This is a genomic window from Pseudonocardia thermophila (genome assembly GCF_900142365.1).
In the GTDB taxonomy this organism is placed as follows: domain Bacteria; phylum Actinomycetota; class Actinomycetes; order Mycobacteriales; family Pseudonocardiaceae; genus Pseudonocardia; species Pseudonocardia thermophila.
In genome coordinates, this window is sequence record NZ_FRAP01000006.1 from 157,274 (window position 1) to 181,932 (window position 24,659).

28 protein-coding genes are annotated in these 24,659 nt (G+C 73.5%); 13 read left to right on the plus strand and 15 right to left on the minus strand.

Features of this window, described 5'->3' with window-relative positions; genetic code table 11:
• The first annotated feature begins 6 nt into the window (after nucleotides 1–6).
• Complete coding sequence (locus BUE41_RS10025; protein ID WP_073456752.1) at nucleotides 7–852, plus strand: amino acid ABC transporter permease; 846 nt, start codon at nucleotides 7–9, stop codon at nucleotides 850–852.
• A complete protein-coding gene (locus tag BUE41_RS10030; protein WP_073456753.1) occupies nucleotides 849–1,628 on the plus strand; it encodes an amino acid ABC transporter ATP-binding protein in 780 nt (259 codons plus the stop codon). Before BUE41_RS10025 ends, BUE41_RS10030 begins: the two co-directional genes overlap by 4 nt.
• A 123-nt stretch (nucleotides 1,629–1,751) precedes the next feature.
• Here BUE41_RS10030 and BUE41_RS10035 read toward each other — a convergent pair whose 3' ends face one another.
• A complete protein-coding gene (locus BUE41_RS10035; RefSeq protein ID WP_327194753.1) occupies nucleotides 1,752–2,216 on the minus strand; it encodes a nucleoside deaminase in 465 nt (154 codons plus the stop codon).
• Entirely contained in the window at nucleotides 2,213–2,731 is a 519-nt protein-coding gene (locus BUE41_RS10040) for a tRNA adenosine deaminase-associated protein (RefSeq protein ID WP_073456754.1), read from the minus strand. The genes BUE41_RS10035 and BUE41_RS10040 overlap by 4 nt, the downstream gene beginning before the upstream one ends.
• A gap of 91 nt (nucleotides 2,732–2,822) precedes the next feature.
• Between BUE41_RS10040 and BUE41_RS10045 the strand changes: the two genes are divergently transcribed.
• Genes BUE41_RS10045 through BUE41_RS10055 form a run of 3 tightly spaced genes read left to right on the plus strand, consistent with a single transcriptional unit; the run spans nucleotide 2,823 to nucleotide 6,241 of the window.
• A complete protein-coding gene (locus BUE41_RS10045; protein WP_234997133.1) occupies nucleotides 2,823–4,019 on the plus strand; it encodes a M20 metallopeptidase family protein in 1,197 nt (398 codons plus the stop codon).
• Nucleotides 4,020–5,282, plus strand: a complete 1,263-nt coding sequence (locus BUE41_RS10050; RefSeq protein WP_073456756.1) for an amidase — start codon at nucleotides 4,020–4,022, stop codon at nucleotides 5,280–5,282. It begins immediately after the preceding gene.
• A gap of 20 nt (nucleotides 5,283–5,302) precedes the next feature.
• Nucleotides 5,303–6,241 (plus strand): prephenate dehydrogenase, encoded by a 939-nt coding sequence (locus tag BUE41_RS10055; protein ID WP_073456757.1) that lies wholly within the window; start codon nucleotides 5,303–5,305, stop codon nucleotides 6,239–6,241.
• Between the two features lie 5 nt (nucleotides 6,242–6,246).
• Here BUE41_RS10055 and BUE41_RS10060 read toward each other — a convergent pair whose 3' ends face one another.
• The 3 genes from BUE41_RS10060 to BUE41_RS10070 all read right to left on the minus strand — a co-directional run bounded on the left by BUE41_RS10060 (nucleotide 6,247) and on the right by BUE41_RS10070 (nucleotide 8,073).
• Nucleotides 6,247–6,813 carry a putative glycolipid-binding domain-containing protein gene (locus BUE41_RS10060; RefSeq protein ID WP_073456862.1) on the minus strand — a complete coding sequence of 189 codons (567 nt, stop codon included), beginning with the start codon at nucleotides 6,811–6,813 and terminating at the stop codon, nucleotides 6,247–6,249.
• A 125-nt stretch (nucleotides 6,814–6,938) separates the two neighbouring features.
• Entirely contained in the window at nucleotides 6,939–7,130 is a 192-nt protein-coding gene (locus BUE41_RS10065) for an antitoxin (protein ID WP_073456758.1), read from the minus strand.
• Nucleotides 7,131–7,161: 31 nt separating this feature from the next.
• Nucleotides 7,162–8,073, minus strand: a complete 912-nt coding sequence (locus BUE41_RS10070) for an ATP-dependent DNA ligase (RefSeq protein WP_200803837.1) — start codon at nucleotides 8,071–8,073, stop codon at nucleotides 7,162–7,164.
• Between the two features lie 27 nt (nucleotides 8,074–8,100).
• Here BUE41_RS10070 and ku point away from each other — a divergent pair, with 27 nt between their 5' ends.
• The gene (ku, locus tag BUE41_RS10075) at nucleotides 8,101–9,039 is read left to right on the plus strand and encodes a non-homologous end joining protein Ku (RefSeq protein WP_073456760.1); all 939 of its coding nucleotides are present in this window, start codon (nucleotides 8,101–8,103) and stop codon (nucleotides 9,037–9,039) included.
• Nucleotides 9,040–9,093: 54 nt separating this feature from the next.
• Nucleotides 9,094–9,357, plus strand: coding sequence for a hypothetical protein (locus BUE41_RS10080; protein ID WP_234997135.1), 264 nt, complete (start codon nucleotides 9,094–9,096; stop codon nucleotides 9,355–9,357).
• A 10-nt stretch (nucleotides 9,358–9,367) separates the two neighbouring features.
• Here the strand turns inward: BUE41_RS10080 and BUE41_RS10085 are convergent, their stop codons facing one another.
• Nucleotides 9,368–10,387, minus strand: a complete 1,020-nt coding sequence (locus BUE41_RS10085) for an LCP family protein (protein ID WP_084754689.1) — start codon at nucleotides 10,385–10,387, stop codon at nucleotides 9,368–9,370.
• A gap of 184 nt (nucleotides 10,388–10,571) precedes the next feature.
• Entirely contained in the window at nucleotides 10,572–11,087 is a 516-nt protein-coding gene (locus tag BUE41_RS10090; RefSeq protein WP_073456762.1) for a VOC family protein, read from the minus strand.
• A gap of 83 nt (nucleotides 11,088–11,170) precedes the next feature.
• On the opposite strand from BUE41_RS10090, the gene BUE41_RS10095 reads away from it, so the two are divergent.
• Nucleotides 11,171–11,938, plus strand: coding sequence for a nucleoside phosphorylase (locus BUE41_RS10095; protein ID WP_200803838.1), 768 nt, complete (start codon nucleotides 11,171–11,173; stop codon nucleotides 11,936–11,938).
• Between the two features lie 4 nt (nucleotides 11,939–11,942).
• Here BUE41_RS10095 and BUE41_RS10100 read toward each other — a convergent pair whose 3' ends face one another.
• Together BUE41_RS10100 and BUE41_RS10105 are read right to left on the minus strand one after the other, a co-directional pair.
• A complete protein-coding gene (locus BUE41_RS10100) occupies nucleotides 11,943–12,659 on the minus strand; it encodes a maleylpyruvate isomerase family mycothiol-dependent enzyme (protein WP_084754691.1) in 717 nt (238 codons plus the stop codon).
• Between the two features lie 309 nt (nucleotides 12,660–12,968).
• Nucleotides 12,969–14,108 (minus strand): alpha/beta hydrolase, encoded by a 1,140-nt coding sequence (locus BUE41_RS10105; RefSeq protein WP_073456763.1) that lies wholly within the window; start codon nucleotides 14,106–14,108, stop codon nucleotides 12,969–12,971.
• A gap of 180 nt (nucleotides 14,109–14,288) precedes the next feature.
• Between BUE41_RS10105 and BUE41_RS10110 the strand changes: the two genes are divergently transcribed.
• The 3 genes from BUE41_RS10110 to pdxR all read left to right on the plus strand — a co-directional run bounded on the left by BUE41_RS10110 (nucleotide 14,289) and on the right by pdxR (nucleotide 18,089).
• Nucleotides 14,289–14,813: a hypothetical protein gene (locus BUE41_RS10110; RefSeq protein WP_073456764.1), complete on the plus strand. Its 525-nt coding sequence runs from the start codon at nucleotides 14,289–14,291 to the stop codon at nucleotides 14,811–14,813.
• A 54-nt stretch (nucleotides 14,814–14,867) separates the two neighbouring features.
• On the plus strand, nucleotides 14,868–16,523 hold the full coding sequence (locus BUE41_RS10115) for a glycoside hydrolase family 13 protein (protein WP_234997137.1): 1,656 nt from the start codon (nucleotides 14,868–14,870) through the stop codon (nucleotides 16,521–16,523).
• A gap of 120 nt (nucleotides 16,524–16,643) precedes the next feature.
• A complete protein-coding gene (pdxR, locus tag BUE41_RS10120) occupies nucleotides 16,644–18,089 on the plus strand; it encodes a MocR-like pyridoxine biosynthesis transcription factor PdxR (RefSeq protein ID WP_073456766.1) in 1,446 nt (481 codons plus the stop codon).
• Here the strand turns inward: pdxR and BUE41_RS10125 are convergent.
• Entirely contained in the window at nucleotides 18,070–19,008 is a 939-nt protein-coding gene (locus BUE41_RS10125; RefSeq protein ID WP_200803839.1) for a ribose-phosphate diphosphokinase, read from the minus strand. The two genes, pdxR and BUE41_RS10125, sit on opposite strands and share 20 nt — an antisense overlap.
• 125 nt (nucleotides 19,009–19,133) lie before the next feature.
• Between BUE41_RS10125 and BUE41_RS10130 the strand changes: the two genes are divergently transcribed.
• Nucleotides 19,134–19,760 carry a GrpB family protein gene (locus BUE41_RS10130; RefSeq protein ID WP_073456768.1) on the plus strand — a complete coding sequence of 209 codons (627 nt, stop codon included), beginning with the start codon at nucleotides 19,134–19,136 and terminating at the stop codon, nucleotides 19,758–19,760.
• Between the two features lie 171 nt (nucleotides 19,761–19,931).
• On the opposite strand, the gene BUE41_RS10135 is transcribed toward BUE41_RS10130, so the two are convergent.
• The 3 genes from BUE41_RS10135 to BUE41_RS10145 form a co-directional block, all read right to left on the minus strand.
• On the minus strand, nucleotides 19,932–21,155 hold the full coding sequence (locus tag BUE41_RS10135) for a saccharopine dehydrogenase family protein (RefSeq protein WP_073456769.1): 1,224 nt from the start codon (nucleotides 21,153–21,155) through the stop codon (nucleotides 19,932–19,934).
• A gap of 206 nt (nucleotides 21,156–21,361) precedes the next feature.
• The gene (locus tag BUE41_RS10140) at nucleotides 21,362–21,727 is read right to left on the minus strand and encodes a DsrE family protein (RefSeq protein WP_073456770.1); all 366 of its coding nucleotides are present in this window, start codon (nucleotides 21,725–21,727) and stop codon (nucleotides 21,362–21,364) included.
• Nucleotides 21,724–22,368, minus strand: coding sequence for a carboxymuconolactone decarboxylase family protein (locus BUE41_RS10145; RefSeq protein ID WP_073456771.1), 645 nt, complete (start codon nucleotides 22,366–22,368; stop codon nucleotides 21,724–21,726). The genes BUE41_RS10140 and BUE41_RS10145 overlap by 4 nt, the downstream gene beginning before the upstream one ends.
• A gap of 157 nt (nucleotides 22,369–22,525) precedes the next feature.
• Between BUE41_RS10145 and BUE41_RS10150 the strand changes: the two genes are divergently transcribed.
• Nucleotides 22,526–23,056 (plus strand): CBS domain-containing protein, encoded by a 531-nt coding sequence (locus tag BUE41_RS10150; protein WP_073456772.1) that lies wholly within the window; start codon nucleotides 22,526–22,528, stop codon nucleotides 23,054–23,056.
• Here the strand turns inward: BUE41_RS10150 and BUE41_RS10155 are convergent.
• Both BUE41_RS10155 and BUE41_RS10160 read right to left on the minus strand, forming a co-directional pair.
• On the minus strand, nucleotides 23,019–23,288 hold the full coding sequence (locus tag BUE41_RS10155) for a hypothetical protein (protein WP_073456773.1): 270 nt from the start codon (nucleotides 23,286–23,288) through the stop codon (nucleotides 23,019–23,021). The two genes, BUE41_RS10150 and BUE41_RS10155, sit on opposite strands and share 38 nt — an antisense overlap.
• Nucleotides 23,285–24,619, minus strand: coding sequence for an MFS transporter (locus tag BUE41_RS10160; protein WP_073456774.1), 1,335 nt, complete (start codon nucleotides 24,617–24,619; stop codon nucleotides 23,285–23,287). Before BUE41_RS10160 ends, BUE41_RS10155 begins: the two co-directional genes overlap by 4 nt.
• Nucleotides 24,620–24,659: the final 40 nt, after the last annotated feature.

The following is a 24,659-nucleotide window of genomic DNA, read 5'->3' on the forward strand; positions in this document are numbered from 1 at the left end:
GCGGGATTGATCAAGGACGTCCCGCTCAGCCCGCTGGCCGCCGAACGTGCGGCGTTCCGGCGCTCGCGGGCCCGCCGCTCCACGGCGGTCGCGTTCGTCTCCACGCTCGTGTTCGCGGTCGCTCTGTGGTGGGCGGTGACGAGCGCGCCCGGCTGGCCCCGGGTGCAGGCGACGTTCTTCGACCCGGCCAGGGCCTGGGAGTCGCTGCCCGCCGTCCTGGAGGGGCTGTGGCTGAACATCCGCGTGCTCGTCGTCGCCGAGCTCGGGGTGCTCGTCGTCGGCCTGGTCGTCGCGGTGCTGCGGACCCTGCGCGGTCCGGTGTTCTTCCCGGTGCGCGCGCTGGCCACCGCCTACGTCGACCTGTTCCGCGGCATCCCGGTGCTGATCGCGCTCTACCTGATCGGGTACGGGGTGCCGGCGCTGCGGCTGCAGGGCGTGCCCAACGACGTGGTGGTGCTCGGCACCTGCGCGCTGATCCTCACCTACTCCGCGTACGTGGCCGAGGTGTTCCGCGCCGGCATCGAGTCGGTGCACCCGTCGCAGCGGGCGGCGGCGCGCTCGCTGGGGCTGTCCCACGGGCAGGCGCTGCGGCTGGTGATCCTGCCGCAGGCCGTGCGCAACGTGCTGCCGCCGCTGCTCAACGACTTCGTGGCGCTGCAGAAGGACGTCGGCCTGATCTCCGTGCTCGGTGCCGTCGACGCGATCCGGGCCGCCCAGATCGAACAGGCCCGCTCGTTCAACTTCACCCCGTACGTGGTGGCGGCGCTGCTGTTCGTGCTGCTGTCGGTGCCGACCGGCCGCATCGCGGACGCCGTCGCCGCGCGGGGGAACCGGCGCAGGAGCGGCCGATGACCCCGGTGCTGCAGGTCGAGGGCCTGGTCAAGCAGTACGGTGGGCGGCCGGTGCTGCGCGGGATCGATCTCGCCGTCGCCGAGCACGAGGTGGTGGCGCTCATCGGGGCTTCCGGTTCCGGCAAGTCGACGCTGCTGCGCTGCATCGACCTGCTCGAGGAGATCGACGACGGCCGCATCCTGCTCGACGGCGTCGACGTCTCCGATCCGCGGGCCGCCACCCGCCGCCGGCGCAACCGCCCGGGCGGCGCGGTGGCTGCACAGAAGTCGATGGCCATCGTCTTCCAGGCGTTCAACCTGTTCCCCCACATGACGGCGCTGGAGAACGTCGCGCTGGCGCCGCGGGTGGTGCACGGGCTGGCAGCGGGGGCGGCCGACGAGCGGGCGCTGGAGCTGCTGTCCCGGGTGGGGCTCGCCGACCTGGCCGACGCCCACCCCGATCGGCTGTCCGGCGGGCAGCAGCAGCGGGTCGCGATCGCCCGCGCGCTGGCCGTGCAGCCGCGGCTGCTGCTGCTCGACGAGATCACCTCGGCGCTCGATCCCGAGCTGGTCGGCGAGGTGCTCGCGATCGTGCGGGACGTCGCCCGCAGCGGCGCCACGATCCTCATGGCCACGCACGAGATGGGGTTCGCCAAGCAGGTCGCCGACCGCGTCTGCTTCCTCGACGGCGGCGTGCTGCTGGAGGAGGGGCCGCCGGAGCAGGTGCTGGGCGAGCCGCGGGAGGAGCGGACCCGGCAGTTCCTCGCGCGGATCATCGCGGCGGGGCGGCTGGGCTGAGCCCGCGCTCCGCCCCCTCGGCCGCGACGAACGGCACTCTGGTCCACCCGGAGTGGACGAGAGTGCCGTTCGTTGCATGATCGCGGGCGTGCGGACCCGCGCACGCCAGAGAGCGGCCGCCGCCTACCGGTGACCGGCGAAGAAGCCCTCCATCAGGGCCGCGGCCTCGTCGGCGAGGACGCCGGCCACCACCTCGGGGCGGTGGGTCAGGCGCCGGTCGCGCAGCACGTCCCACAGCGAGCCGGCCGCGCCGGTCTTGGGCTCCCACGCCCCGAACACGACCCGGGCGATCCGGGCCAGGCCGATGGCGCCGGCGCACATCGTGCAGGGTTCGACGGTGACGACGAGGGTGGCGCCCTCCAGCCGCCACTCCCCCGTCACGGCAGCGGCGGTGCGCAGCGCGAGGATCTCGGCGTGCGCGGTGGGGTCGGCGAGGGCCTCACGGGCGTTGCACGCCGCGGCCAGCTCCTGCCCCTCGGCGTCGACGATCACCGCTCCGATCGGGACGTCACCGGTGCGCGGAGCGGTCGCGGCCACGTCGAGCGCGCGCCGCATCAGCGCCTCGTCAGCGGCGGTCCAGCGGGTCAACGCGCGGAGACGACCTCGGCGAACGCGTCGCCGAACCCGCAGCGGCGGGCGATGGCGAGCAGCTGCTCGTCGGGGTAGAGATCCAGCTCCGCGGCCAGCACGGCGAGCTCGTCGGCGGGCAGCCCCAGGTCGGCGAGGATCGCGAGATCCCCCTCCGGCCAGGGATCGTCGAGCAGTTCCTCGTCGGGCGGCAGCTCGACGCGCAGCAGGTCGAGGACATCGGCGGCCACGTCGTAGTCGAGCGCGGCGGCCGCGTCGCTGATCATCAGCGAGACCCCGCCGGGGATCGGGCGCAGCAGGACGAAGAACTCGTCGTCGACGTCGAGCATCCCGACCACGGCCCCGGTGGAGCGCAGCGAGCGCAGCTCGGTGATGGCCGTGTCGAGATCGACGAGCGACTCCTCGTCGATGCGCGCGCAGCGCCAGCGGCCCTCCTCCCGGATCGCGGCGACGGCGAATCCGGGCAGGGCCTCCGCCCGCACGTCGGCGGGAGACGAGACGCTCTGCACGGCCATACGGATACGGTAAGCCCGAAACGCCCTGTGGCCCAAACCACACCCGGAAGTCGCCCTGCCCGTCACCTGTTGGAGGTGCCAGGATCAGCGGGTGCTTCCCGACCTCCTCGCCGCCGCGCAGGCGGTGCAGCCGCGCACGGTCGCGCTGCGGCGGGCGCTGCACCGCCAGCCGGAGATCGGACTGAGCCTGCCGCGGACCCGGGACGCGGTCGTGGCGGAGCTGGCCGACCTGCCGCTGCGCGTGCACCTGGGCAGCGGCGTCTCCTCCGTGGTCGCGGTGCTCGACGGGGCCCGGCCCGGCCCGACGGTGCTGCTGCGCGGCGACATGGACGCGCTGCCGCTGCACGAGGACACGGACCTGCCGTTCGCCTCCCGGGTGGACGGGGCGATGCACGCGTGCGGCCACGACACGCACACGGCGATGCTGGCGTCGGCGGCGCGGGTGCTGGCCGCGCTGCGCAGTGAGCTGGCCGGGCGGGTCCTGTTCATGTTCCAGCCCGGCGAGGAGGGCTTCCACGGCGCCCGTCACATGCTGGAGGAGGGCCTGATCGATCCCGACGGGCCGGCCGGGCGCCCGGACGCGGCCTACGCGCTGCACATCTCCGCGACGCTGCCCTGCGGCGAGGTGCAGACCCGCCCCGGGCCGATCATGGCGGCCGCCGACGTGGTGACGGTCGTGGTGAACGGCCGCGGCGGGCACGCGTCGGCCCCGCACGACGCGCTCGACCCGATCCCGGCCGCAGCGGCGATGGTGGGGGCGCTGCAGACGGCGGTCACCCGGCGCGTCGACACCCACGATCCGGTGGTGCTCACGATCTCCCGCATCACCGCCGGCACGACGAACAACATCATCCCCGAGACCGCGCACATGGAGGGCACGCTGCGGACGTTCTCGGCCGCGGCCCGCACGCAGATGCACGAGGAGATCACCCGGGTGTGCACACACGTCGCGCTCGCCCACGGGTGCACGGCCGAGGTCACGATCAGCGCGGGCTACCCCGTCACGGTCAACGATCCGGGGGCGGCCGACCGGGTCGGCGAAGTCGCCGCGAGCGTGCTGGGCCCGGAGAAGGTCACCGAGATGCGCACCCCGATCATGGGCGCCGAGGACTTCTCGTACGTGCTCGCGGAGGTGCCCGGCGCGATGACGTTCCTCGGCGGGGCGCACCCCGGCGCGGATCTCGCGACGGTCGCGCCCAACCACTCCAACCGCGTGGTGTTCGACGAGGCCGCGCTGCCGTCCGGGGTGGCGCTCTACGCGGCGCTCGCGCTGCAGGGGGCGCCGTAGGTGCTGCGTTCCCTCGCCGCCCGGCTGGCCTCCGGCGAGCTGGATCCGGTGGCGCACGTCCAGGAGGTGCTGGAGCGGCTCGCCGCCGATCCGTTCAACGCGGTCGTCGCGCTGGACGCCGATCGCGCGCTCGCCGAGGCGGCCCGTCCCCGGCCCGGGCCGCTGTCCGGGGTACCGGTCGGGGTGAAGGACCTCATCGACGTCGCGGGCCTGCCGACCCGCTGCGGCTCGGCCGTCCTGGCCGACGCTCCGCCCGCGGCTGCCGACGCACCCGTCGTGGCGAAGCTGCGCGCGGCGGGCGCGATCGTCGTCGCGAAGCTGCACACGCACGAGTTCGCCTACGGCCCGACCGGCGACGTCGCAGCGACCGGCCCGGCCCGCAACCCGCACGACCCGACGCGGATCACCGGCGGCTCGTCGTCGGGTTCGGCGGCCGCCGTCGCCGCCGGGTACCTGCCGCTCGCGCTCGGCACCGACACCGGCGCGAGCGTGCGCACCCCGGCCGCGCTGTGCGGGGTGGTGGGGCTCAAGCCGCGCTTCGGCGCGCTGCCCACCGACGGGGTGTTCCCGCTGTCGGAGAGCTGCGACCACGTCGGCCTGCTCACCCCGGACGTCGACTCGGCCGCGTTCGCGTGGGAGGTGTTCAGCGGGGAGCGCCCGGTGCCGCTCGGCCGGCTTCGGGTCGGGGTGCCCGTCGACGAGTACTGGTGGGCGTACGACCCGGTGCTCGAGGACGCGGCAGCGATCGCGGTCGCGCAGCTGCGGGACGACGGGGCGCAGGTCGTGCGGCTGCGGACACCGATGATCGAGGAACTGGCCGCCACGTACACGACGATCGTCGGGTCGGAGGCGTACGCGACGCACCGCCGCTGGCTCGCCGCGCACCCCGACGACTACCAGCCCGCCACGCGGGCCCGGCTCGCGCCGTTCGCCGACCTCAAGGCCACCTCCTACATCGCGGCGCAGCGCGCCCGCCGTCGGCTCGTCGCCGAGCTGGCCAGGGCGTGCGCGGACGTCGACGTGCTGGTGCTGCCGACCACCCAGCTGCGGGCCACCCCGATCGGTGCCGAGGTGGTGGACGGGCACGTGGTCGGGACGTCGCTGCTGGCGCTCACGCTGCCGTTCAACCTGGCCGGGTGGCCCGCGGTGTCGGTGCCGGGCCCGGTCTCCGACGGAGGGCTGCCGGCGGGGGTGCAGGTCGTGGGCGTGCGTGTGGACGAACACGCCGTGCTGCAGGTGGCCGCGCGGATCACGGCCCGCTGACCCGCGTACCGTTGCCGACCGTGGCGGATCGAGCAGTGTGCGTGATCGGGACCGGGCTGATCGGGGGTTCGCTCATGCGGGCCGCGGAGAAGGCTGGACGGACCGTGTGGGGCACCGCCGCGTCCGAGCGGACCGCGGCCGAGGCGACCGCCGACGGGTTCGACGTCACGGTCGACACCGCGGCCGCGCTGCGCCGCGCCGCCGACGTCGATGCGCTGGTGGTGCTGGCCGTCCCGCTGCCCGCGCTCGCGGGGGTGCTGAAGCAGGTCGCCGAGCACGCGCCCACCTGCCGGCTCACCGACGCCGTGAGCGTGAAGGTCGCCGTCGCCGATCTCGTGGCCGAGCACGCGCCGCGCGCCCGGTTCGTGGGCGGGCACCCGATGGCGGGCACGGCGGAGTCCGGCTGGGCCGCCGGCAACGGCGAGCTGTTCGCCGACGCCGCGTGGGTCGTCGCCGCCGACGACGGCGCCGATCCCGAGGTGTGGACCGACGTCGCCGAGCTGGCCTGGGCGTGCGGCGCCAGGGTCGTGCCCGCAGCGAGCGACGAGCACGACCTCGCCGTCGCGCGGATCTCGCACCTCCCGCACCTGTTCGCCGCCGTGCTGGCCGCCGTCGGCGCGGAGGGCGACGAGCTCGCGCTCGCCCTGGCCGCCGGCTCGTTCGCCGACGGGACCCGGGTCGCCGGCACCCGGCCCGAGCTGGTGCTGGCGATGTGCGAGGGCAACCGGGACGCGCTGCTCGGCGCCGTCGACTCCGCACTGGGCCGCCTCGGCGCCATGCGCGGCGCACTCGCCTCGACCGGCGGGCTCGCGAAGACCGTCGAGGCCGGCTACGAGGCCCGGCAGCGGTGGGCGGCAGCGCGCAACCCCGAGCTGCTGCGGGTGCGCCGAGGGACGCCGATGGCACGGCTGCGCGAGATCGGCCGGCGCGGCGCGATGATCACCGGCTGGGCGGAGTAGCCAGCCTACGCCGGGGTGGGCGCCAGTCGGCGCGCGATACCCGGGTAGGAGACGACGAACCCGTCGGCGTCGACGGAGATCTCCGCGCTGAACCCGGCCGAGGAGAACTCGATCACCGCGCCGTCCTCGTCGACGGAGACCGTGCGGTAGGTCTGCTCGACCAGCTCCACCTCGAGGCCGGGCAGCGACACCCACACCATCGGGATGGTGTGGGTGCCCGGCTCCTTGTGCAGGCCGAGCCGCCGGATCGGCAGCGTGTTGAACATCGGGCTGGTCTCGAGATCGACGTCGAGGGCACCGCCGAAATCGGTCCGGGCGCCGCCCGAGCCGGTGTCGAGGAGCCAGAAGCCCTCCTCCGGCCGGTTGAGCGTCAGGTGGCGTTCCTTGTCGGCGGTGGCGGTCGTGATCGAGACCCGGTTGAGGGTGCCGTCCTCGCGGACGACGAGCCGGTACGAGGCGGTGTACTCCCCGACCCGGACGAGCCGGCTCAACGCACGGAGCGTATGGCCCGGCCCGAGCAGCACCCGGGCGCCTTCGAGGCCGTGCCCGTCGTCGGCCTGCCAGGTCAGCATGGTCGTCACCTCGGTCACGGTAGCCCACGCCGGATCCGGCGGTACCCCTCCACCTGCGAAGGGACACCGCCGGGCGTGTGAACTACTGGATCAACTACTGGCGGACCACCGAACCGGTGCGCGGACTACGGGGCCTGGCCGGCGCCCGGGCCGTCCGGGATCATCTCCTTGAGCTTGTCCGCGGCCATGTCGATCTGCTCCTCGTGGCCGAACTTCTCCTTGGCGATCTCGGCCACCTTGTCGACGGCGTCCTCGACCTTGTCGCCGTGCTGGTTGAGCAGCTCACCGGCCTTGCCGGCGAGGTCGTTCAGATCCATGGCGCCCCCTTCCTCGGCGTGGAGAGGCACATCATGCACTCCCCGCCCCCTCCGGGGGCACGTCGTCCCGGATGCGCCGCAGGACCGGTCCGCGCAGGGTGCCGTCGGGTCGCACACCGTCGTGCGCGACCTCGATGACCAGCAGCGGAGTGCACCAGCGGGCCCCGGTGGCGCTGCCGCGCGGCAGCGGATCGCGGAACGGCGAGGCCGACGCGGACACGAGCCGCAGTCCGATCGCGTGCTGCACGGCGTCCACGGCGAGGCCGGTTTCCACCCGACCGAGGTACCTCAGGCCGTCCCCGTCGGGGACGCCGACGAGCAGCGCACGGATCTTGCCGCGATCGGGCACCCAGCCGCCGACGACGCAGGTCGTGGTCCGCCGGTGCGCGACGGCGACCCAGCCGGGGCTGCGCGCGCCCGCTTCGTACGGGTCGGACCTCCGCTTGGCGATCACCCCGGCCATGCCCTGCTGGGCGGTGGCGGTCATCAGCGCGGCGCCGTCGGTGTAGGCCGGGGAGACCGCGACCGCCGACGCGGCGCCGAGGTCGATCCGCTCCAGCGTGGCGCGGCGTTCCTCCAACGTGCGCCCGGTCAGGTCGACGCCGTAGAGCCGCAGCACGTCCGACGCCATGAACGTGGCGGGCCGCGCGGCCGCCACGGCCGGGGGGACCGGCGCCAGCAGTCGGCCGGTCAGCGCCGCGTGGCTGGGCACGCCGCGCTCGATCACCACGATCTCGCCGTCGAGCACGATGTCGGGCACCGCCTGGGCGAGGTCGGCGAGCTCTGGGAAGTACAGGGTGATGTCGCGGCGGTCCGTGGTCGTGAGCCGCACCTCGCTGCTGCCGTTCTCGGTGCGCACCTCGGCGAGCACGCGGATGCCGTCCCACATGACCTCGTAGAGCCAGTCCGGCCCCACTGGGAGGGCGCCAGGGGTGGCGAGCATGGGCTGCACCCGGCCATGCTGGCAAACATGCGCGCGATGTGGAGTGGAGCGGTGTCGTTCGGGCTGGTCAGTGTGCCCGTCAAGGCGTACTCGGCCACCCAGAGCCACGACATCCGGTTCCACCAGGTCCACGCCACCGACGGGGGGCGGATCAGGTACAAGCGCGTCTGCTCGATCGACGGCGAGGAGGTCGAGTACGCCGACATCGTCAAGGGCTACGAGACCGAGGACGGCGAGCTGATCATGCTCACCGACGAGGACCTCGACTCGTTGCCCACGGCGACCGGGCACGAGATCGATGTCATCGAGTTCGTGCCGGCCGACCAGATCGATCCGCTCCTGTTCGAGAAGTCCTACTACCTGGAGCCAGAGGCGAAGGCGGCCAAGCCGTACGCACTGCTGCGCGAGGCGCTGGTCCGCACCGAGCGGATGGCCGTGGTGAAGGTGGCGCTGCGGCAGCGGGAGAGCATCGCGGTGCTGCGGGTGCGCGGCAAGGCGATCGTGCTGCAGACGATGCTGTGGCCCGATGAAGTGCGCGAACCGGACTTCGACATCCTCGAGACCGAAGTGGAGCTGCGGCCGCAGGAACTGACGATGGCGGCGTCGCTGATCGAGAGCCTGGGCGCCGACTTCGATCCGAGCCAGTTCCACGACGAGTACCGCGACGCAGTGGCCGAGCTGATCGAGCGCAAGCGCACCACGGGCGAGACGCGACCGGCCCCGGCGGTGGAGCGTCCGCCCGACGAGGGCGACAGCATGACCGACCTGCTCTCCGCCCTGCAGGCCAGCGTGGAGGCGGCCCGGGCGAAGGCGGGCAAGACCGCCGAGCCCGCTGCCGAACCGGCCGAGCCGGCTGCCGAGGAGAAACCGAAGAAGTCGCGTTCGAGGAAGAAGGACACAGCGAAGGACACCGAACGGGACACAGCGAAGGACGCTGAGCCTGCCAAGCAGCGCAAGGGCGCCTGAACCGGTCAGGAATCAAGAAGCCTCACCCGGGCTGGACTCCCTAGCGTGACCTGCATGAACACCGCAGAGATGAACGCAGGGATGAACGCAGGCACGCACACCGTCCCCACCCGACCGGCCTGGTACCGCCGCGCGCACCGCGTGCTGGCGAGCCTGTTCGTGCTCTCCGTGATCGCGACGAGCGTGGCGCTGGCGCAGGCCGAGCCGCTCCTGTGGATGTCCTACGTGCCGCTCTTCCCGCTGGCGCTGCTCACGCTCAGCGGTCTGGTCCTGCTCGCGCAGCCGCACGTCCGGCGGTGGCGGGCCCGCCGCAGCTGATCAGGGCCGATCAGGGACCCAGCGCGTTCTTCGGCGGCGCCTCGTCGTTGGCCAGCGCGGCGAACAGCGCCTTCGCCCGGGTCTTGTCCCAGTGCACCGCCCCGTCGGCGACGGGCACCGTGGTGGAGATGCCGTCGCTGAGGCCGCGCATGGCGAACGCGAGCCGGGCGAGGTCCCACACGTGGTCGCCGTTGTCGACGGTGATCGCGCCGGAGAGCTGGCTCGCCAACGGCACGATGCGGAACGGGTTGAGCAGCGTCGACGGGCCGGTCACCTTGTCGAGGAGGGCGGACAGCAGGGCGCGCTGCCGCTCGACCCGGCCGAAGTCCGATGACGCAGTGGCCCGGGTGCGCACGTAGCCGAGCGCGGTGGGTCCGTCGAGGGTCTGCCGCCCCGCCTTGATGTCCAGGGCCGCCTTCGGGTCCTTGATCGACTCGGGGACGTCGAGCTCGACGCCGCCGACCGCGTCGACCACCTTGACGACGCCGAGGAAGCCGATCTCGGCGTAGTGGTCGATGTGCAGCCCGGTGGCGTTCTCGATGCTCTTGACCAGCAGCTCGGGCCCGCCGCCGTCGGGACCGCCGCCGCGCGCGTAGGCGGAGTTGACCTTCGCCACGCCGTGGCCGGGGATGTTCAACAACGAGTCGCGCGGGATGCTCACCAGCGTGGTCGGGCCGCTGCCGGTGTGCAGGATCATGATCGTGTCGGTGAGCTGCGACGTCTCGTCACCGGTCGCGTAGCGCTTCCGCTCCTCCGGGGTGAGCTGCTGACGGCTGTCGGAGCCGACGATGAGCCAGTTCGTGCCGCGCGAGGTGGTCTTGCTGTCGGACGGCAACGCGTCGGTGCGGCTCAGCGACACGTCGACCCAGATGCCACCGGCGATCACCAGCACCAGCAGCGTGACGAGCGCCATGCGGATGCGCCGCCCCCACTGCGGGCGCCGCACCCGGCCCTGCGGCGGGCGGCGCACCGGTGGGCGGGCACTGGGCGGTGGCGCGGGGCGGTAGGCGCTCTGCGCCCCGCGCGGCATGACGACGGTCTTCGGCAGCGGGCGCTGCGGAGGCCGCTGCTGCGCCCAGCCGGGCCCGCCCCTCGGGGCCGGGGGACGCCGCGGTGGTGGTCCGCCGTATCCCTGTCCCCCGCCTCGCATGCATCACCCCGTCCGTCGAGTCCTTCGCCTGATGACGACGAGCGAACCTGCGATCAGGTTCCCATCAGACGAGGACCTCACCTTCGAACACCCCCAGCTCCTGGACGTAGAACTCGATCCCGACGCCGTTGGGGTCGCGGATGTAGATGGAGTTCTCGATGCCGCGGTCCGGGCCGATGTAGGGGATGCCGGCCGCCTCCAGGCGCTTCTTGGCGGCGTCGAAGTTCTCCTGGGTGGTGGACAGGGCGATGTGCTGGACGGCGCCGATCGTCTCGATGAAGTCGGGGTGGTCGTGGCCGGGGAAGTCGAAGAACCCGAGCAGGTTGCGGTTGCCGATGTCGAAGAAGAAGTGGCTGGAGCCGCGGTAGTCCCGGTTCTCGACCAGCTCGACGAGGGGGAACCCGAGCAGGTCCTGGTAGAAGGTGATCGTCTCCTCGACGTCGCGGCAGACGAGTGCGATGTGGTGGACGCCGCGCACTGTCGTGGGCGGGCGCTGGTCCTTGGGGCGCAGGTACTTCTGGCGCAGCTGTTCGCGGCGAGCACGCACGGCCTCGAGCTCGGCTCCCTCTGGTTGTGGCATCGGATCGGTCCCTCTCGTCGCGGTGTGGCCCGTCCAACGGTGGTTGCGCACGCAACATTCCACGGCCGGGCAGGATCCCGAGTATGGATCTGCCGCTGCTCGAGGACGACCTCGCCGAACCCGGCGTGATCGAGCCCGACGCGATCGTGCGCCGGATGCGCGTCGACGCGATGCCCGACACCGCCGTGCTCTGCTTCTTCCCCGAGGTGATCAAGCGGCTGGCCGCGGACGGGGCCCGGCTGATCTGCTCGTTCAAGCTGGAGAGCGGACGCACCCCCGTCCACGAGATCGAGGTCGGCGGGCGGCGGATCGCGGTGCTGCAACCCGGGGTCGGTGCGCCGCTCGCAGCGGTGTTCATGGAGGACCTGATCGCCCTCGGCGTGCGCCGGTTCGTCGCGGTGGGCGGGGCGGGGGCGCTGCTGCCCGAGCTGGTCCTCGGGCACGCGGTCGTCGTGGAGAGCGCAGTGCGCGACGAGGGGACGTCGTTCCACTACCTGCCCGCGGGTGCGGTCGTCGACGCCGATCCGGCCGGCGTGGCGGCCCTCTGCACGACCCTCGACGCCGCGGGCGTGCCCTATCTGCGAGCACGCACGTGGACCACCGACGCGGTGTATCGGGAGACCCGCAGCCGGGTCGAGCGCCGCCGCGCCATGGGATGCGCGGTGGTGGAGATGGAGGCCGCCGCGCTGATCGCGGTCGCCCGCTACCGGGGTGTCTCGTTCGCGCAGCTGCTGCTGTCCGCTGACTCGCTCGCCGGCGAGGAGTGGGAGCACCGCGGCTGGACGACGGCGGCCGCGGCCCGTCAGGGCATGTTCGAGGTGGCCGCGCAAGCGGCGGCCGCGCTCGCGTAGGGAGCTACAGCCAGCGCGGGACCTTCGGCACCTCGCCCTGCATCGCGAGCAGGGCAGCGCTGCTGGTGCGGCCGGTGAGCCAGCCGAGCAGGCCCGCCGCGGTACCGTGGATGGCGGTGCCGCCGCCGAGGCCCAGCGGCCAGGTGCGGTCGCGGTCGGTGGGGATCAGCTCCGCGGCCGGGCAGTCGTCCTTGGCCGAGAGCGTGCGGGTGACGTCGTCGAGCAGCGCGTCGACGACCGCGTCCGGGATGTCCTCCATGCGCGCGCCCGCGTCGAGGTCGACCGCGTGCAGCCACACCTCCCGCACCCGCAGCCACGGCAGCTCACTGGCCGAGATGTCCAGGCCCTGCGCGTTGCGCACGGTCGCCCGCCACGCGATGAGGTCGAGCGCGGCGAACGTGGCGTCCAGCTCGTCGGCGGTGCGGATCAGGTCCGAGCGCAGCTGCGCGATCGGATAGGTCGCCGATCGCTCGATGTCGGCGTTGCGCGCCTCCGGGCTGGAGTACATCGGCGTCTCCTCGCCCGTGCGGGCCCACCGAGCGAGCCGGCACAGCCCTTCCGCGTTGCGCGCCAGGTGCGCGACGACGTGTGCTCGCGACCAGCCCGGTAGACCGCTCGGGCCGCGCAGGACGTCGTCGGGGAGCGCGTCGACGAGGCGGCACACGAACTCCGTGCCTGCGCCCATCCACGGCAGCGTCACGGAGATGTCGCCGCGGTCCATGCCGTCATTCTGGCCCGTGGGACGCGGGATGGGACAGGCGCGGTGCCGCAGTGGCGAGTCGCACGCGGTCGCGCGAGTCTCGCAAGCGGCCTGGCGAGTCGCGCACCTCGGCGCGCGAGTCGTGCGCGCGGTCCGCCGAGTGGTGCGCTTCGCCCGGGTGCAGCCGCGGTCCGGCCGCCGGGCCCGCGGCCCGGACGCAGAACTCGGCCGACCACACGCAGGACTCGCGCGACCACACCGCGGGACTCGCGCTACCGCACGCAGGACTCGTCGGGCGGAGCGCGGGACTCGCGGTGCCCGTGCTCGCGCTCAACCCGCGGCGGCCGTCCGGGTCTGCTGGCTGGCCACCAGCGACAGGGAGGCCCGCAGCGCGCTCGCGGCGTCCAGCGTGGCGTCCCGGGCGGCGGCGCTGATCGCGGTGAAGCTCCCGTAACCGTGGACCAGCCCGGCGAAGCGGCGCGCGACCACCGGCACCCCCTCGGCGCGCAGTCGGGCGGCCAGCTCCTCACCCTCGTCGCGCAGCGGATCGAAGCCCGCGGTGGACAGGTACACCGGCGGCATGCCGGCCAAGCTCTCGGCACGGGTCAGGTCGCCGCGGACGTCGTCGGCGGGCACACCGTCGGGCAGGTAGAGCCGCTCCAGGTCGGCGATCAGCTCGGCGGTGAGGCCGAACCCACTGCCGTACGTCTCGCGGGAGCCGCCGGTGCGCTCCGGCTCCACCACCGGGTACATCGCCAGCACCGACGCCGGCGGCCGCTCCCCGTTGACGACCGCCTGGTGCGCGACGACGAGCGCGAGGTTGGCGCCTGCGCTGTCGCCGCCGACCGCGACCAGTTCGGGATCGGCGCCCAGCGAGGTCGCCTCGGCGACCGCCCAGCGGAAGCTCGCGATCGCATCGTCCAGCGCCGCGGGGTAGGGGAACTCGGGCGCGAGCCGGTAGTCGATCGACAGCACCCGCACTCCGGACTGCGCGGCGAGCAGCCGGCACAGCGGGTCGGCGGTGACGAGGCTGCCGAAGACGAACCCGCCGCCGTGGTAGAAGACGACGAGCCCCGAGCCGATGGGGGCCCCCGGCGGCACGTAGAGCCGGGCGTTCAGGGGCCCCTCGGCCCCAGGCACCTGCAGGTCGCGGGTGCGGATGTGTTCGAGGCCGGGCTCGGCCGCCACCTGCGCGGCCAGGTCGGCCTGGCGACGCTGCTCGGCGAGCGCGGCCAGCCGCAGGCTCTCCCCCTCCGGCTCGCCGGTGAGCGAACCGGTCGCCACGGCCTCTTTGACGCCGTTGGGCCGGTGCCCGTCGGTGAGCGCCATGATCCGGCCCATCAGCTGCAGATCGAGATCGAGGACCTGCCCCTCCCTGCGGATGACCGGGCCCGCGAGCAGGCGTTTCGCCCACCGCGGGAGTCCGAAGATCAGCCGCAAGCACCACCGCAGAAGACGGATGCGAAGCATTGCGAGCACGATCTCGACGCTACGCCGGACGGCGGTTGCCAATCCGGTGTCGGCGCTCACGTCGAGGGCGCACGACACGCCCAGTTCGCCTAAATGGCCTAGTTCTAGTACGGTGTGCAACACTCTCGTCACGGTTGGTTATCGGCAGCGTGTCGAGCACTAGGCCAAGGGGGTTTGGTCATGTCCGTTCACACGACGGCGTTCGACGCGGTCTTCGGCAGCGATCCACTCGGACGCTTCACCGCGGCGATCGTCAGCGCCGTGCCCCAGTTCGATCCCGACGACACGCCGATCGGCCACGCACTGGCCACGGAGTTCTTCCGGGTCCCGCAGGCACTGGGGGACGAACAGGTCGAGCCCGCACCGGCCGCGTCCGCCGAGGTCCCCGCCGAGGCGCTCGAGGGCCGCACCGAGCAGCCCGTGGAGCCCACCTCACCCGCCGAGCAGACCGAGCCCACCGACGCCTTCCCGGTCGTGCTCGCGCCCGAGCGGGTCTACGAGTGGGTGGACGGCGGCCAGGTCCGCCGCCCGTCACCGCGGCCGCGCCCGCGACCCCGCGTCGCACCGCAGGCGCCCGCTCCCGTGGAGGAGCCGCTGGAGCCGAACGAGGAGCGCCCCGCCACGGTCGTGGAGCTGCCCGTCGCCGGGCCCGTCACCTGGTTCGACAACGCGACCGGCCAGCAGCGGGCGCGCCGCGCCAGCTGACCGGTCACCGCGGGCCGGTTCGACCGGTTCCGCCGGATGGCGCAGCATGGGTGGGTGACGCAGACCCAGAACCCTGCCCGGACCGCCGACGCCTGGTGGCGGGACGCGGTGATCTACCAGATCTATCCGCGATCGTTCGCCGACGCCGACGGCGACGGCGTCGGTGACCTTCCCGGGATCACCTCCCGGCTGCGCCACGTCGCCGACCTCGGGGTCGACGCCGTGTGGCTGTCGCCCTTCTACACCTCGCCGATGGCCGACGCCGGCTACGACGTCGCCGACTACCGCGACGTCGACCCCTTGTTCGGCACCTTGGCCGACGCCGACGCCCTCATCGCGGAGGCCGGCCGGCTCGGACTGCGGGTCATCGTCGATCTGGTGCCCAACCACACCTCCGACGAGCACGTGTGGTTCCGGGAGGCGCTCGCGGCCGGGCCGGGCAGCCCGGAACGAGCGCGCTACCTGTTCCGCGACGGGCGCGGCCCGGACGGCAGCGAGCCGCCGAACAACTGGAGGAGCGTGTTCGGCGGCCCCGGCTGGACCCGGGTGACCGAGCCGGACGGCCGACCCGGCCAGTGGTACCTGCATCTGTTCGACGTCAAGCAGCCCGACCTGGACTGGACGAATCCGCAGGTGCGGGCCGAGTTCCTCGACGTCCTGCGGTTCTGGCTCGACCGCGGCGTGGCCGGGTTCCGCGTCGACGTGGCGCACGGCCTGGTCAAGGCGGAGGGTCTGCCGGACTGGGCGGGCGAGCACGGCCTGCTCGACGGCACCGTCGCGCCGATGTGGGACCAGGACGGGGTGCACGAGATCTACCGCACCTGGCGGCAGGTGCTCGACGAGTACCCCGGCGAGCGGGTGCTGGTCGCGGAATCGTGGGCGCCGACGCCCGAGCGGCTGGCCGACTACGTCCGCCCGGACGAGATGCACACGGCGTTCAACTTCGACTTCCTCGAGACCCACTGGATCGCCGCGGACCTGCGCGAGTCGATCACCCGCTCGCTGGCCGCCACCGCCGCCGTCGGCGCCCCCACGACGTGGGTGCTGTCCAACCACGACGTGGTGCGCCACCCGACCCGGCTCGCCCTGCCCCAGGTCGGCCGCCGCCCCAACGGGATCAAGGCCACCGATCCGCAGCCGGACGAGGCGCTCGGTCTGCGCCGTGGCCGCGCGGCCACCCTGCTCATGCTCGCCCTGCCCGGGTCCGCGTACCTCTACCAGGGCGAGGAGCTGGGCCTGCCCGAGCACACGACGCTGCCCGACGAGGCCCGCCAGGACCCCACGTTCTTCCGGCACAACGGCGAGGTCGCCGGCCGCGACGGCTGCCGCGTGCCGCTCCCGTGGGCCGCCGACGAGCCCGCGATGGGGTTCAACAAGACCGGGGCCACGTGGCTGCCCCAGCCGGAGTCGTACCGCCGCTACGCCGTGGACCGCCAGCGCGGCGTCCCCGGCTCGACGCTGGAGATGTACCGGGCGGCGCTGCGGCTGCGGAAGGAGCTGCGCCTGGGCCGCGGTGACCTGAGCTGGGTCGACGATGCGAGCGACGAGACCGTCTCGTTCGTCACCGAGACCCCCGGCGGCAGCGTCGCCGTGGTGACGAACCTCGGCCGCGAACCGGTGAAGGCACCCGCTGGTGAGGTGCTGCTGAGCAGCGGCGAGCTGGAAGACGGCCAGGTGCCCACCGACGTGACGGTGTGGGTGCGGCAATGACGTCGCGCCCGGCTCCTCCGTCGCCGGATCACGGCTCCCGCGCCACTGGCTCGACCGCCACCTCTCGGCGTTGTCCGGCCGGGTGCCGGTGAGGCGAGTACAGGTGGCCGGGGAGCCCGCGTGACCGTCGATTGGGGCGGCATCGGGCCGGAGCTGCTGCTGCGGCTGGACCGCTCGCTGCCCGAACCCCTGCGGACCCAGCTGCTGGCCGCACTGCGCGACGCGATCCGCAGCGGACGGCTGCGGGCCGGGGAGCGGCTGCCGTCGTCGCGGGAACTGGCCCGCCAGCTCGAGGTGTCGCGCGGGCTGGTGCAGGAGACCTACGAGCAGCTCCTGGCCGAGGGCTACCTGACGAGCCGGACCGGCTCCGGCACGCGGGTCGCTGCGGTGCACAGCGACGTCGAGCAGGCCCGGGTTGAACCGGAGGCGCCCGCCGCACCGCGGTTCGAGTACGACTTCGCCGTGGGCGTGCCCGACCTGGGCAGCTTCCCGCGGGCCGACTGGGCGTGGGCGGTGCGGGAGGCGCTGCGCACCCTGCCCAACGCCGACCTCGGCTACCTCGACACCCGCGGCCATCCCGAGCTGCGCCGCGTGCTGGCCGGCTACCTGCGCCGGGTGCGGGCGGCGGCGGCCGATCCGGCGCGCACCGTGATCTGCGCGGGGTTCGCGCAGGGGATCGAGCTGACCCGACGGGTGCTGCAGGGCATGGGGGTGCGGCGCATCGCGTTCGAGGATCCCGGCTACTCCGACCACACGGTCGTCTCCGCCATGTCCGGGGCAGGGATGGAGCCGGTGCCGGTGCCGGTCGACGACGACGGGATCGACGTGGCGGCGCTCGCCGCGAGCGGGGCCCAGGCGGTCGTGGTCACCCCCGCGCACCAGTGGCCGACCGGGGTCGTGCTCTCCCCGCGGCGCCGGCGGGAGCTGGTGGCCTGGGCGCGCGACCACGACGCGTACATCGTCGAGGACGACTACGACGCCGAGTTCCGCTACGACAAGGAACCGGTCGGCGTCGTGCAGGGTCTCGCCCCGCAGCGGGTGATCATGATCGGGACGACGAGCAAGGCGCTGGCCCCCGGCCTGCGGCTGGCCTGGCTCGTGTGCCCGCCCGCGCTCACCGACGCGCTCGTGACCGAGAAGCTGCTGGCCGACCGCGGATCGCCGGTGATCGACCAGGTCGCGCTGGCGGCGATGATCTCCTCCGGCCGCTACGACCGGCAGCTGCGCCGGATGCGCGGGATCTACGCGGCCCGCCGCGAAGCGCTGGTCGACGAGCTGCGCACGCAGGCACCGGCCGTCGGGATCAGCGGGCTCGCCGCCGGTTTCCACGCGGTCGCGCACCTGCCGGCCGGGGTGTCCGAGGCCGACGCGGTGGCGGGGGCCGCCGCGCGGTCGGTCGGGGTGTCCCCGATGAGTGCGTACCGGGCCGACCGCAGCCCTGAGCCGCCGCAGCTCGTCCTGGGCCTGGGGACGATGACCGAGCGGGCCGTGCGCATCGGCGTCCGCCGGATCGCCGACCTGCTCGCCGGTGCCCGATCGAGCGGGGTCAGTCGAACAGGACGCTGACGCTCTCCCGGCGGGCGATCCGTCGGATGGCCTCGCCGAACAGCCCGGCCACGGACACGACCTCGATGCGGTCGGTCAGCTCGACCGGCCCTGCCTCGACGGTGTCGGTGACGTACAAGCGCTCGATCGGGCTGGCCGCGAGCCGTTCCACCGCCTGCTCCGTGAGCGGGGCGTGGGTGACCAGCGCGAGCACGGCGGCGGCCCCGCGGTCGACCAGCACGCGGGCGGCGTCGGTGAGGGTGCCGGCCGACACCGTGAAGTCGTCCACGATCAGCGCGGTGCGGCCGCGCACCTCCCCGATCAGGTCCACGACGGTGGCGGACTCGGTGTGGTCGGAACGCTCCTTGTCGGCGATCGCGAGCGGCGCGCCCAGCCGACGGGCGTAGCGCTTGGCCTTCTTGGCGAACCCGGCGTCCGGGGAGACGACGACGAGATCGGGCACGTCCGCGGCCCGGATCGTGTCGCACAGCACGGGCAGCGCGTAGAGATCGTCGACCGGGATGGTGAAGAAGCCCTGGACCTGGGGGGCGTGCAGATCCATCGTGATGACGCGGTCGGCACCGGCTGCTTCGATCGCGTCGGCGCACACCCGAGCCCGGATCGACACCCGCGGCTCGTCCTTCTTGTCGCCCTTCGCGTAGGAGAAGTACGGGATCACGGCGGTGACCGACGCCGCGCTCGCCCGTTCGAGCGCGTCGATCCAGAACAGCAGCTCGACCAGGTTGTCGTTCACGGGGAACGCGGTGCCCTGCACGAGGAACACGTCGCGGCCGCGGACGTTGGTCGGGACGCGGACGAACAGGTTGCCGTCGCTGAACCGCAGCGTCTCGCCCTGGTGCAGCGGGTGATCGAGGTAGGCGGCGATGGCCCGGGCGAGCCCGGGGTTGGCGGACCCGGCGAGGAGCACGAAGTCGTCCACGCGGCGAGGGTATGCCGCTGCCCGAGAACTGCGTCGAGAACGAACTCGTTGCGACATGAATCGATCCGAGAGCACGACGACGTGGTCCTCGACGCAGCTGCGGGACTGTCGCGTACGGTCCGAGCGTGCCCACCCATCCGCTCTGGCGGCCCTTCCGCGTGCCCGACGACGAGGAGATCGCCCGCTTCCGGCTCCGGCCGCACGTTCCGGCCCCGGTGGAGGTCGTGGCGCCCGACCCGCGCTGGCCCGCCGACTTCGCGCGGGTGCGCGCCCGCATCGCCGAAGCGCTCGGGCCGGTCGCGCGGCAGATCGAGCACGTCGGCTCGACCGCGGTGCCCGGCCTGTGGGCCAAGCCCGTGATCGACGTCCTCGTGGCGGTGGCCGATCCGGACGACGAAGCGGCCTACGTCCCGGCCATGGAGGCGGTCGGGTTCGTGCTGGGCGGGCGCGAACCCGACGCGGAGCAGCACCGGTTCTTCCGCGGTGCCGACCCGACCAGCAACGTCCACGTGTTCCCGCCCGGTTCCAGGGAAGGCGAGCGCATGCGCCGGTTCCGCGACTGGCTGCGCACCCACGCCGACGACCGGGCCGCCTACGCCGAGCTCAAACGGGAGCTCGCCCGGCAGGGGTTCACCGATGTGATGCACTACAACAACGCGAAGGCCGGGCTGATCTACGACGTCTGCGAGCGGATCTTCACCGCCGACCCGCAGGCCGAGCACGATCCGCGGCCCCGGGGGATCAGGACGTGAGATCAGGGGGACCAGGAGCGAACACCCCCGCGATCGCCCCGAGCAGGGCGGCGCAGGACTCGCCGACCTGGCCCCAGGACGTCGAGGCTCCTCGGTCCGGCGCCGAGGATCGCCGCCGGCCGCGCGTCCGCGGACTCACCGCGAGGTGACGATCGCCGCACACCGGCGTGATCAGGCCGGTTCCACCGTGTACGTGTGCCCGGCCGCCCGCAGCCGCTCGGCCAGCACCGAGCCGATCCCGGTGGCGGGGGTGAGCGAACCGGCCCGGTCAGGCAGCCGGTCGGTGTCGAGGGCCAGCGCCAGCGCGCTCTCCCCCAGCATCACCGCGGTGGCCGCGTAGCCCGGGTCGCCGCGGCCGGCCACGACCCCCCGGTACCGCCGGCCGCTCTCGGTGCGCGCGTGCAGCACGTCGCGGAACCAGCCGCGCCGGCGCGCCTCCTCGCTCGGTCCGGTGCCGGGCGCGGGCAGCACCCGGTCGAGCAGCGCCCTGGTCGGCGGAAGCGCCAGCCCGCCCGCGATCAGGCCCATGCCGCCCATCACGGCTGCGGCGGTCGCGAGCCCTTTCAGACCCGTCCCGCAGCCCATGACCTCCCCGTAGCGCAGATCGCGCCCGTACGCCCAGCCGAGCAGCGCGTTGCTGCGGCGCACGATCCGCGTGTTGTAGCCCGCCATCATGAACGGCACCGTCCACGTGCCGTCCGGCAGGCGCGCGGGCCGCGGGGCGTCCGGCGGCTGCTCGATCTCCGGTTCGCCGGCGCGGTCCGGGCTCAACCCGTACGGGTCGAAGGCGATCTCGCGGGCGGCGCGGTCGGTGCGGATCGCGTCGAGCTGGCCGCGCGCGGTGTCGATCGTGCCGCCGGAGAAGCCGCCGCGCGCCGTCGCCACGAGCTGGACCTCGATGAGCCCGCCCGCATCGTCGGCCGCGGCCCGCTCGTGCAGCAGCAGGACCCCGATGTCGGACGGGATCGAGTCGTAGCCGCAGGAATGGACGATCCGCGCGCCCGTGGCGCGGGCCGCGGCGTCGGTCTTGTCGGCGGCGGCGCGTACGAACAGCACCTCGCCGGTGAGGTCGGCGTAGTGGGTGCCGGCGGCCGCGCACGCCTCCACCAGGGGCATCCCGTGCTTCGCGTACGGCCCCACGGTGGTGACGACGACGCGGGCGCTCGCGGCGAGCCCGGCCAGTGTGGCCGCGTCGGTGGCGTCGGCCGTGATCAGCGGCCACTCGCGGGCCGCGGCGGGCAACCGGTCGCGGACCGCGGCGAGCTTGCCGGGCGATCGGCCCGCCAGTGCGAAGCGAGTGCCCGCGGGGGCGTGGTCGGCGAGGTACGCCGCGACCAGCTCCCCCACGAACCCGGTCGCGCCGAACACCACGATGTCGTGTTCACGGTCGGTCATCCCCGGCTCCTCCCCGTCTTCCCGAGCATTGCGGGAGCCCGGTGCCGGGTCCAGGGAGTTTCACCAGGAGTCCGGCGGCCGCTCCCCGGCGCCGAGGGCGGCGAGCGGGGGCCGGAGGCGGGGAAACGGCAGGAGAGCCGCTCTCCTGCCGTTTCGTGGCGGGAGAGCGGCTTTCCTGCAAGCGGACACCTCCGGGGTGTCCGGGATCAGAAGCTGAACGTCGTGGCGCCCTCGTCGCCGATCCATTCCCACAGCGGAACGGTTCCGCCGACCGTGGCGCCCTCGATCAGCTCCACGTCCTCGAGGCCCTTCGCGTTGATGCAGATCGGGCAGGCCAGATAGCGGCCGCCGGCGGCGCTGTAGCGCTTGAGCAGGTCCGGCAGCGGCGGACATCCGTCGCACGCCGTGGCGACCGCGACGCCGGGTACGGCGAGCCGGACTGCCTCCTTCGTCAGGAACATCATCGTGGGCCGGCCCGCCTCCGCTGCGGCGACGGCGGTGAGGAACGCGACGGTGACCTTCTCGGCGTCCTCGAGCCCGGTGGTCAGGTTGATCACGGCCTTGGCGCTCATCCGGTTGCTCCGATCTCTTCCAGGGTGGGGTTGCGGACCGCGCCTGGCGCGGTCACGTCTTCGGTGGCGCGCCCGACGACCAGCGCCTCGCGCAGCGCGGGTTCGAGCCGACCGACGAGTTCGCGATCGGGGACGGCGCCCAACGCGCCGATCACGGTGCTGAAGAACGACCGCGCCGCGGCGGCCAGCACGACCGCGACGATCTCGCCGTCGGTCAGCCCGGCCGCGCGGGCGCGGCGCAGGTCGGCGGAGGTGATCGCGTTGGGGTCGGTGATGGTCTGCGCGGCGAGCTCCATCGCTGCGACGTCGGCCGGATCGAACCGGTCCGTGCGCCCGGCCAGCACGTCCAGCACGGCGTCCGGCCCGCCGAGCAGGTCACGCAGGAGCCTGCCGTGGGCGAGGCTGCAGTACGTCGAGCGCAGCGCCCGCGCCGCGGCGAGCGTGACCAGCACGTACCGCAGCGGGGTCATGGACCCGCGGATGTCGCGGGACAGCGCGGCCCAGTCGGCGTACACCTGCGGGGCGTGGGCGAAGATCCGCGCGTACTCGGGCACGTAGCCGTGCCGGGCGCGTTCCGCGCCGTACATCCGCGCGACCTCGCCCTCGGCGGTGTCCTCCCCCGGTGTGTCGATCAACGTCATCGTCGGCCCCCCTTGTCGATGGCCGCCGACGCTAGGGCGGGAACGACCCGCACACATGGGGTGTTCTCCCCATGCCGGCCGCTCTTCGTCAGTGACGGGCGCCACTCGGTTGCTGCGACCGGGCGGTGGACGCCGCTGTTCGGTGGACAATGCGCGCATGCCCACCGTCGAGGACGTGATGCTGCACACCCCACGGACGTGCGGCCCGGAGACGACCGTGGCGCAGGCCCGCGCGGTGTTCGCCGACGACCACATCCACGCGGTGCTCGTGGTCGACGGCCCGACGCTGGTGTCGGTGGTGGAGCGGGCCGATCTCGAGGGGGCCGATCCCGAGGCGCCGGTCAGCACGGTGGGTGCCCTCGACGGCCGGGTGATCGGTCCGGGCGGTGACGCCGAGGACGTGCGGCTGGCGATGGCGGCGCGGCGGCAGCGCCGGCTCGCCGTCGTCGACCACGACGGCACCCTGCTGGGCCTGCTGTGCCTGAAGCGCAGCGGACGGGGGTTCTGCTCGGCCGAGGACGTCGCGGCGCGGGAGGCCGAGCGCGCGGCCCGCCGGGTGGAGCATCGTGCTCAGGACGCAGCGGAGGGGGCGGCCGAGGCCACCCCCTCCGCATCCGCTGCGCCCCACCCCCCTTCGGGGCGCAGCGGTCCTACGCCGGCTCGAGCCGGCGACGGCCCTGGTTGGTGAGGCACGCGGCGGCGCGGTTCCTGTTCTGCCGCACGCGGTCGGCGACGGCGATCAGGCCCCGACGGACCAGCCGCCGGGCTGCGGCCTGGTCGGCGCAGCACCTGCCGTCGATGACCAGGTCGCTCCATCCCGGGCCGACCAGCTCCGCCCGTCCCTCCGCGACCGCCCGCAGGATGGCGCGGTCGCGGAGGCTGAGTTCGGGCTCCGGGTCGGCGTCGCGGTCGGGGCTCACGACGCCGACCCGGCGGTCAGGGCCACGTCCTCCGCGGCGATGTCGATCTTCGCGGTCTCCCGGGAGAGCAGCACGCACAGCGTCGTGACGGCGAGCGCGACGACCACGTAGATCGAGACCGCGATCGAGGAGCCGTAGGCGGCCAGCAGAGTGGTCGCGATGATCGGGGCCAGGGCGCCGCCGGCGATCCCGGCGAGCTGGTAGCCGATGGAGGCACCGGTGTAGCGGACGGCCGTCGGGAACATCTCCGCGATGAACGACGCCTGCACCCCGTACATCGCCGCGTGGAAGATGAGCGCGACGACCGCGGCGAGCAGGATCAGCGGGAAGCTCCCGGTGTCGAGCAGCGCGAAGAACGCGAACACCCAGATCGCTGCGCCGACGGCTCCGGCGATGTAGATCGGCCGGCGGCCGTAGGTGTCGGAGAGCGCACCGAACAGCGGGATGACGAACGCCTGGATCGCCGCGGCGATCAGCACCGCGTTCAGCGCGAGCGAGCCGGGCAGCTCCAGGTAGGTCGTGATGTAGGTGGTGATGAACAGGACGAAGACGTAGAAGGCGATGTCGACACCCACGCGGGCGCCCAGCGCGAGCAGGATCTGCTTCGGGAAGCGCCGAACGACCTCGATCAGCGGAGCGCTGGCCTTCTTGTCCGAGGCCTCCACCTTCTTGTAGAGCGGGCTCTCGGCGATCGTCATGCGGATCCACAGACCGACGATCACGAGCAGCCCGCTGAGCAGGAACGGGACCCGCCAGCCCCAGGCGAGGAACGCTTCCTTGTCGGTGACGGCCTGCATGAGCGCCAGGACACCGTTCGCGAGGAGGAGCCCGACGGGCACGCCGACCTGCGGCCAGCTGGCGTTGAGGCCGCGGCGATCGGCCGCGCCGGACTCCAGCGACATGAGCACCGCGCCACCCCACTCACCGCCGAGTCCGATGCCCTGCAGGAACCGCAGCAGCACGAGCAGCGCGGGCGCCCAGGCGCCGATGACGTCGGTGGTCGGCACGAGGCCGATCAGGAACGTCGCCGCCCCCATCAGGACCAGGGTGACGACCAGGACGGTCTTGCGACCCACCTTGTCGCCGTAGTGCCCGAACACGATCCCGCCGAGCGGGCGGGCGACGAACCCGACCGCGGCGGTGATGAACCCGAGGATCGTGCCCAGCAGCGGGTCGACACCGGGGAAGAACAGCACGTTGAACACGAGCGCGGTGGCCGTGCCGTAGATGAAGAAGTCGTACCACTCGAGCGAGGTGCCGACGAGGCTGGCGACGATGACGCGCCGGACCGAGCTCGTCGACCCCCCATGCACCTCGGACACTGCTGACATCGAGATCTCCCTCGCTCCTCGCCCCCCCAGCGGGGTGGTT

What these genes read in the sequence shown, in the direction of transcription:
- BUE41_RS10030 (WP_073456753.1), top strand. Translation starts at nt 849, where the DNA reads ATGACCCCGGTGCTGCAGGTCGAGGGCCTGGTCAAGCAGTACGGTGGG.
- BUE41_RS10040 (WP_073456754.1), bottom strand. Translation starts at nt 2,731, where the DNA reads ATGGCCGTGCAGAGCGTCTCGTCTCCCGCCGACGTGCGGGCGGAGGCC.
- BUE41_RS10060 (WP_073456862.1), bottom strand. Translation starts at nt 6,813, where the DNA reads ATGCTGACCTGGCAGGCCGACGACGGGCACGGCCTCGAAGGCGCCCGG.
- BUE41_RS10065 (WP_073456758.1), bottom strand. Translation starts at nt 7,130, where the DNA reads ATGGATCTGAACGACCTCGCCGGCAAGGCCGGTGAGCTGCTCAACCAG.
- BUE41_RS10070 (WP_200803837.1), bottom strand. Translation starts at nt 8,073, where the DNA reads ATGCTCGCCACCCCTGGCGCCCTCCCAGTGGGGCCGGACTGGCTCTAC.
- ku (WP_073456760.1), top strand. Translation starts at nt 8,101, where the DNA reads ATGCGCGCGATGTGGAGTGGAGCGGTGTCGTTCGGGCTGGTCAGTGTG.
- BUE41_RS10080 (WP_234997135.1), top strand. Translation starts at nt 9,094, where the DNA reads ATGAACACCGCAGAGATGAACGCAGGGATGAACGCAGGCACGCACACC.
- BUE41_RS10085 (WP_084754689.1), bottom strand. Translation starts at nt 10,387, where the DNA reads ATGCCGCGCGGGGCGCAGAGCGCCTACCGCCCCGCGCCACCGCCCAGT.
- BUE41_RS10090 (WP_073456762.1), bottom strand. Translation starts at nt 11,087, where the DNA reads ATGCCACAACCAGAGGGAGCCGAGCTCGAGGCCGTGCGTGCTCGCCGC.
- BUE41_RS10095 (WP_200803838.1), top strand. Translation starts at nt 11,171, where the DNA reads ATGGATCTGCCGCTGCTCGAGGACGACCTCGCCGAACCCGGCGTGATC.
- BUE41_RS10100 (WP_084754691.1), bottom strand. Translation starts at nt 12,659, where the DNA reads ATGGACCGCGGCGACATCTCCGTGACGCTGCCGTGGATGGGCGCAGGC.
- BUE41_RS10105 (WP_073456763.1), bottom strand. Translation starts at nt 14,108, where the DNA reads ATGCTTCGCATCCGTCTTCTGCGGTGGTGCTTGCGGCTGATCTTCGGA.
- BUE41_RS10110 (WP_073456764.1), top strand. Translation starts at nt 14,289, where the DNA reads ATGTCCGTTCACACGACGGCGTTCGACGCGGTCTTCGGCAGCGATCCA.
- BUE41_RS10135 (WP_073456769.1), bottom strand. Translation starts at nt 21,155, where the DNA reads ATGACCGACCGTGAACACGACATCGTGGTGTTCGGCGCGACCGGGTTC.
- BUE41_RS10140 (WP_073456770.1), bottom strand. Translation starts at nt 21,727, where the DNA reads ATGAGCGCCAAGGCCGTGATCAACCTGACCACCGGGCTCGAGGACGCC.
- BUE41_RS10145 (WP_073456771.1), bottom strand. Translation starts at nt 22,368, where the DNA reads ATGACGTTGATCGACACACCGGGGGAGGACACCGCCGAGGGCGAGGTC.
- BUE41_RS10150 (WP_073456772.1), top strand. Translation starts at nt 22,526, where the DNA reads ATGCCCACCGTCGAGGACGTGATGCTGCACACCCCACGGACGTGCGGC.
- BUE41_RS10160 (WP_073456774.1), bottom strand. Translation starts at nt 24,619, where the DNA reads ATGTCAGCAGTGTCCGAGGTGCATGGGGGGTCGACGAGCTCGGTCCGG.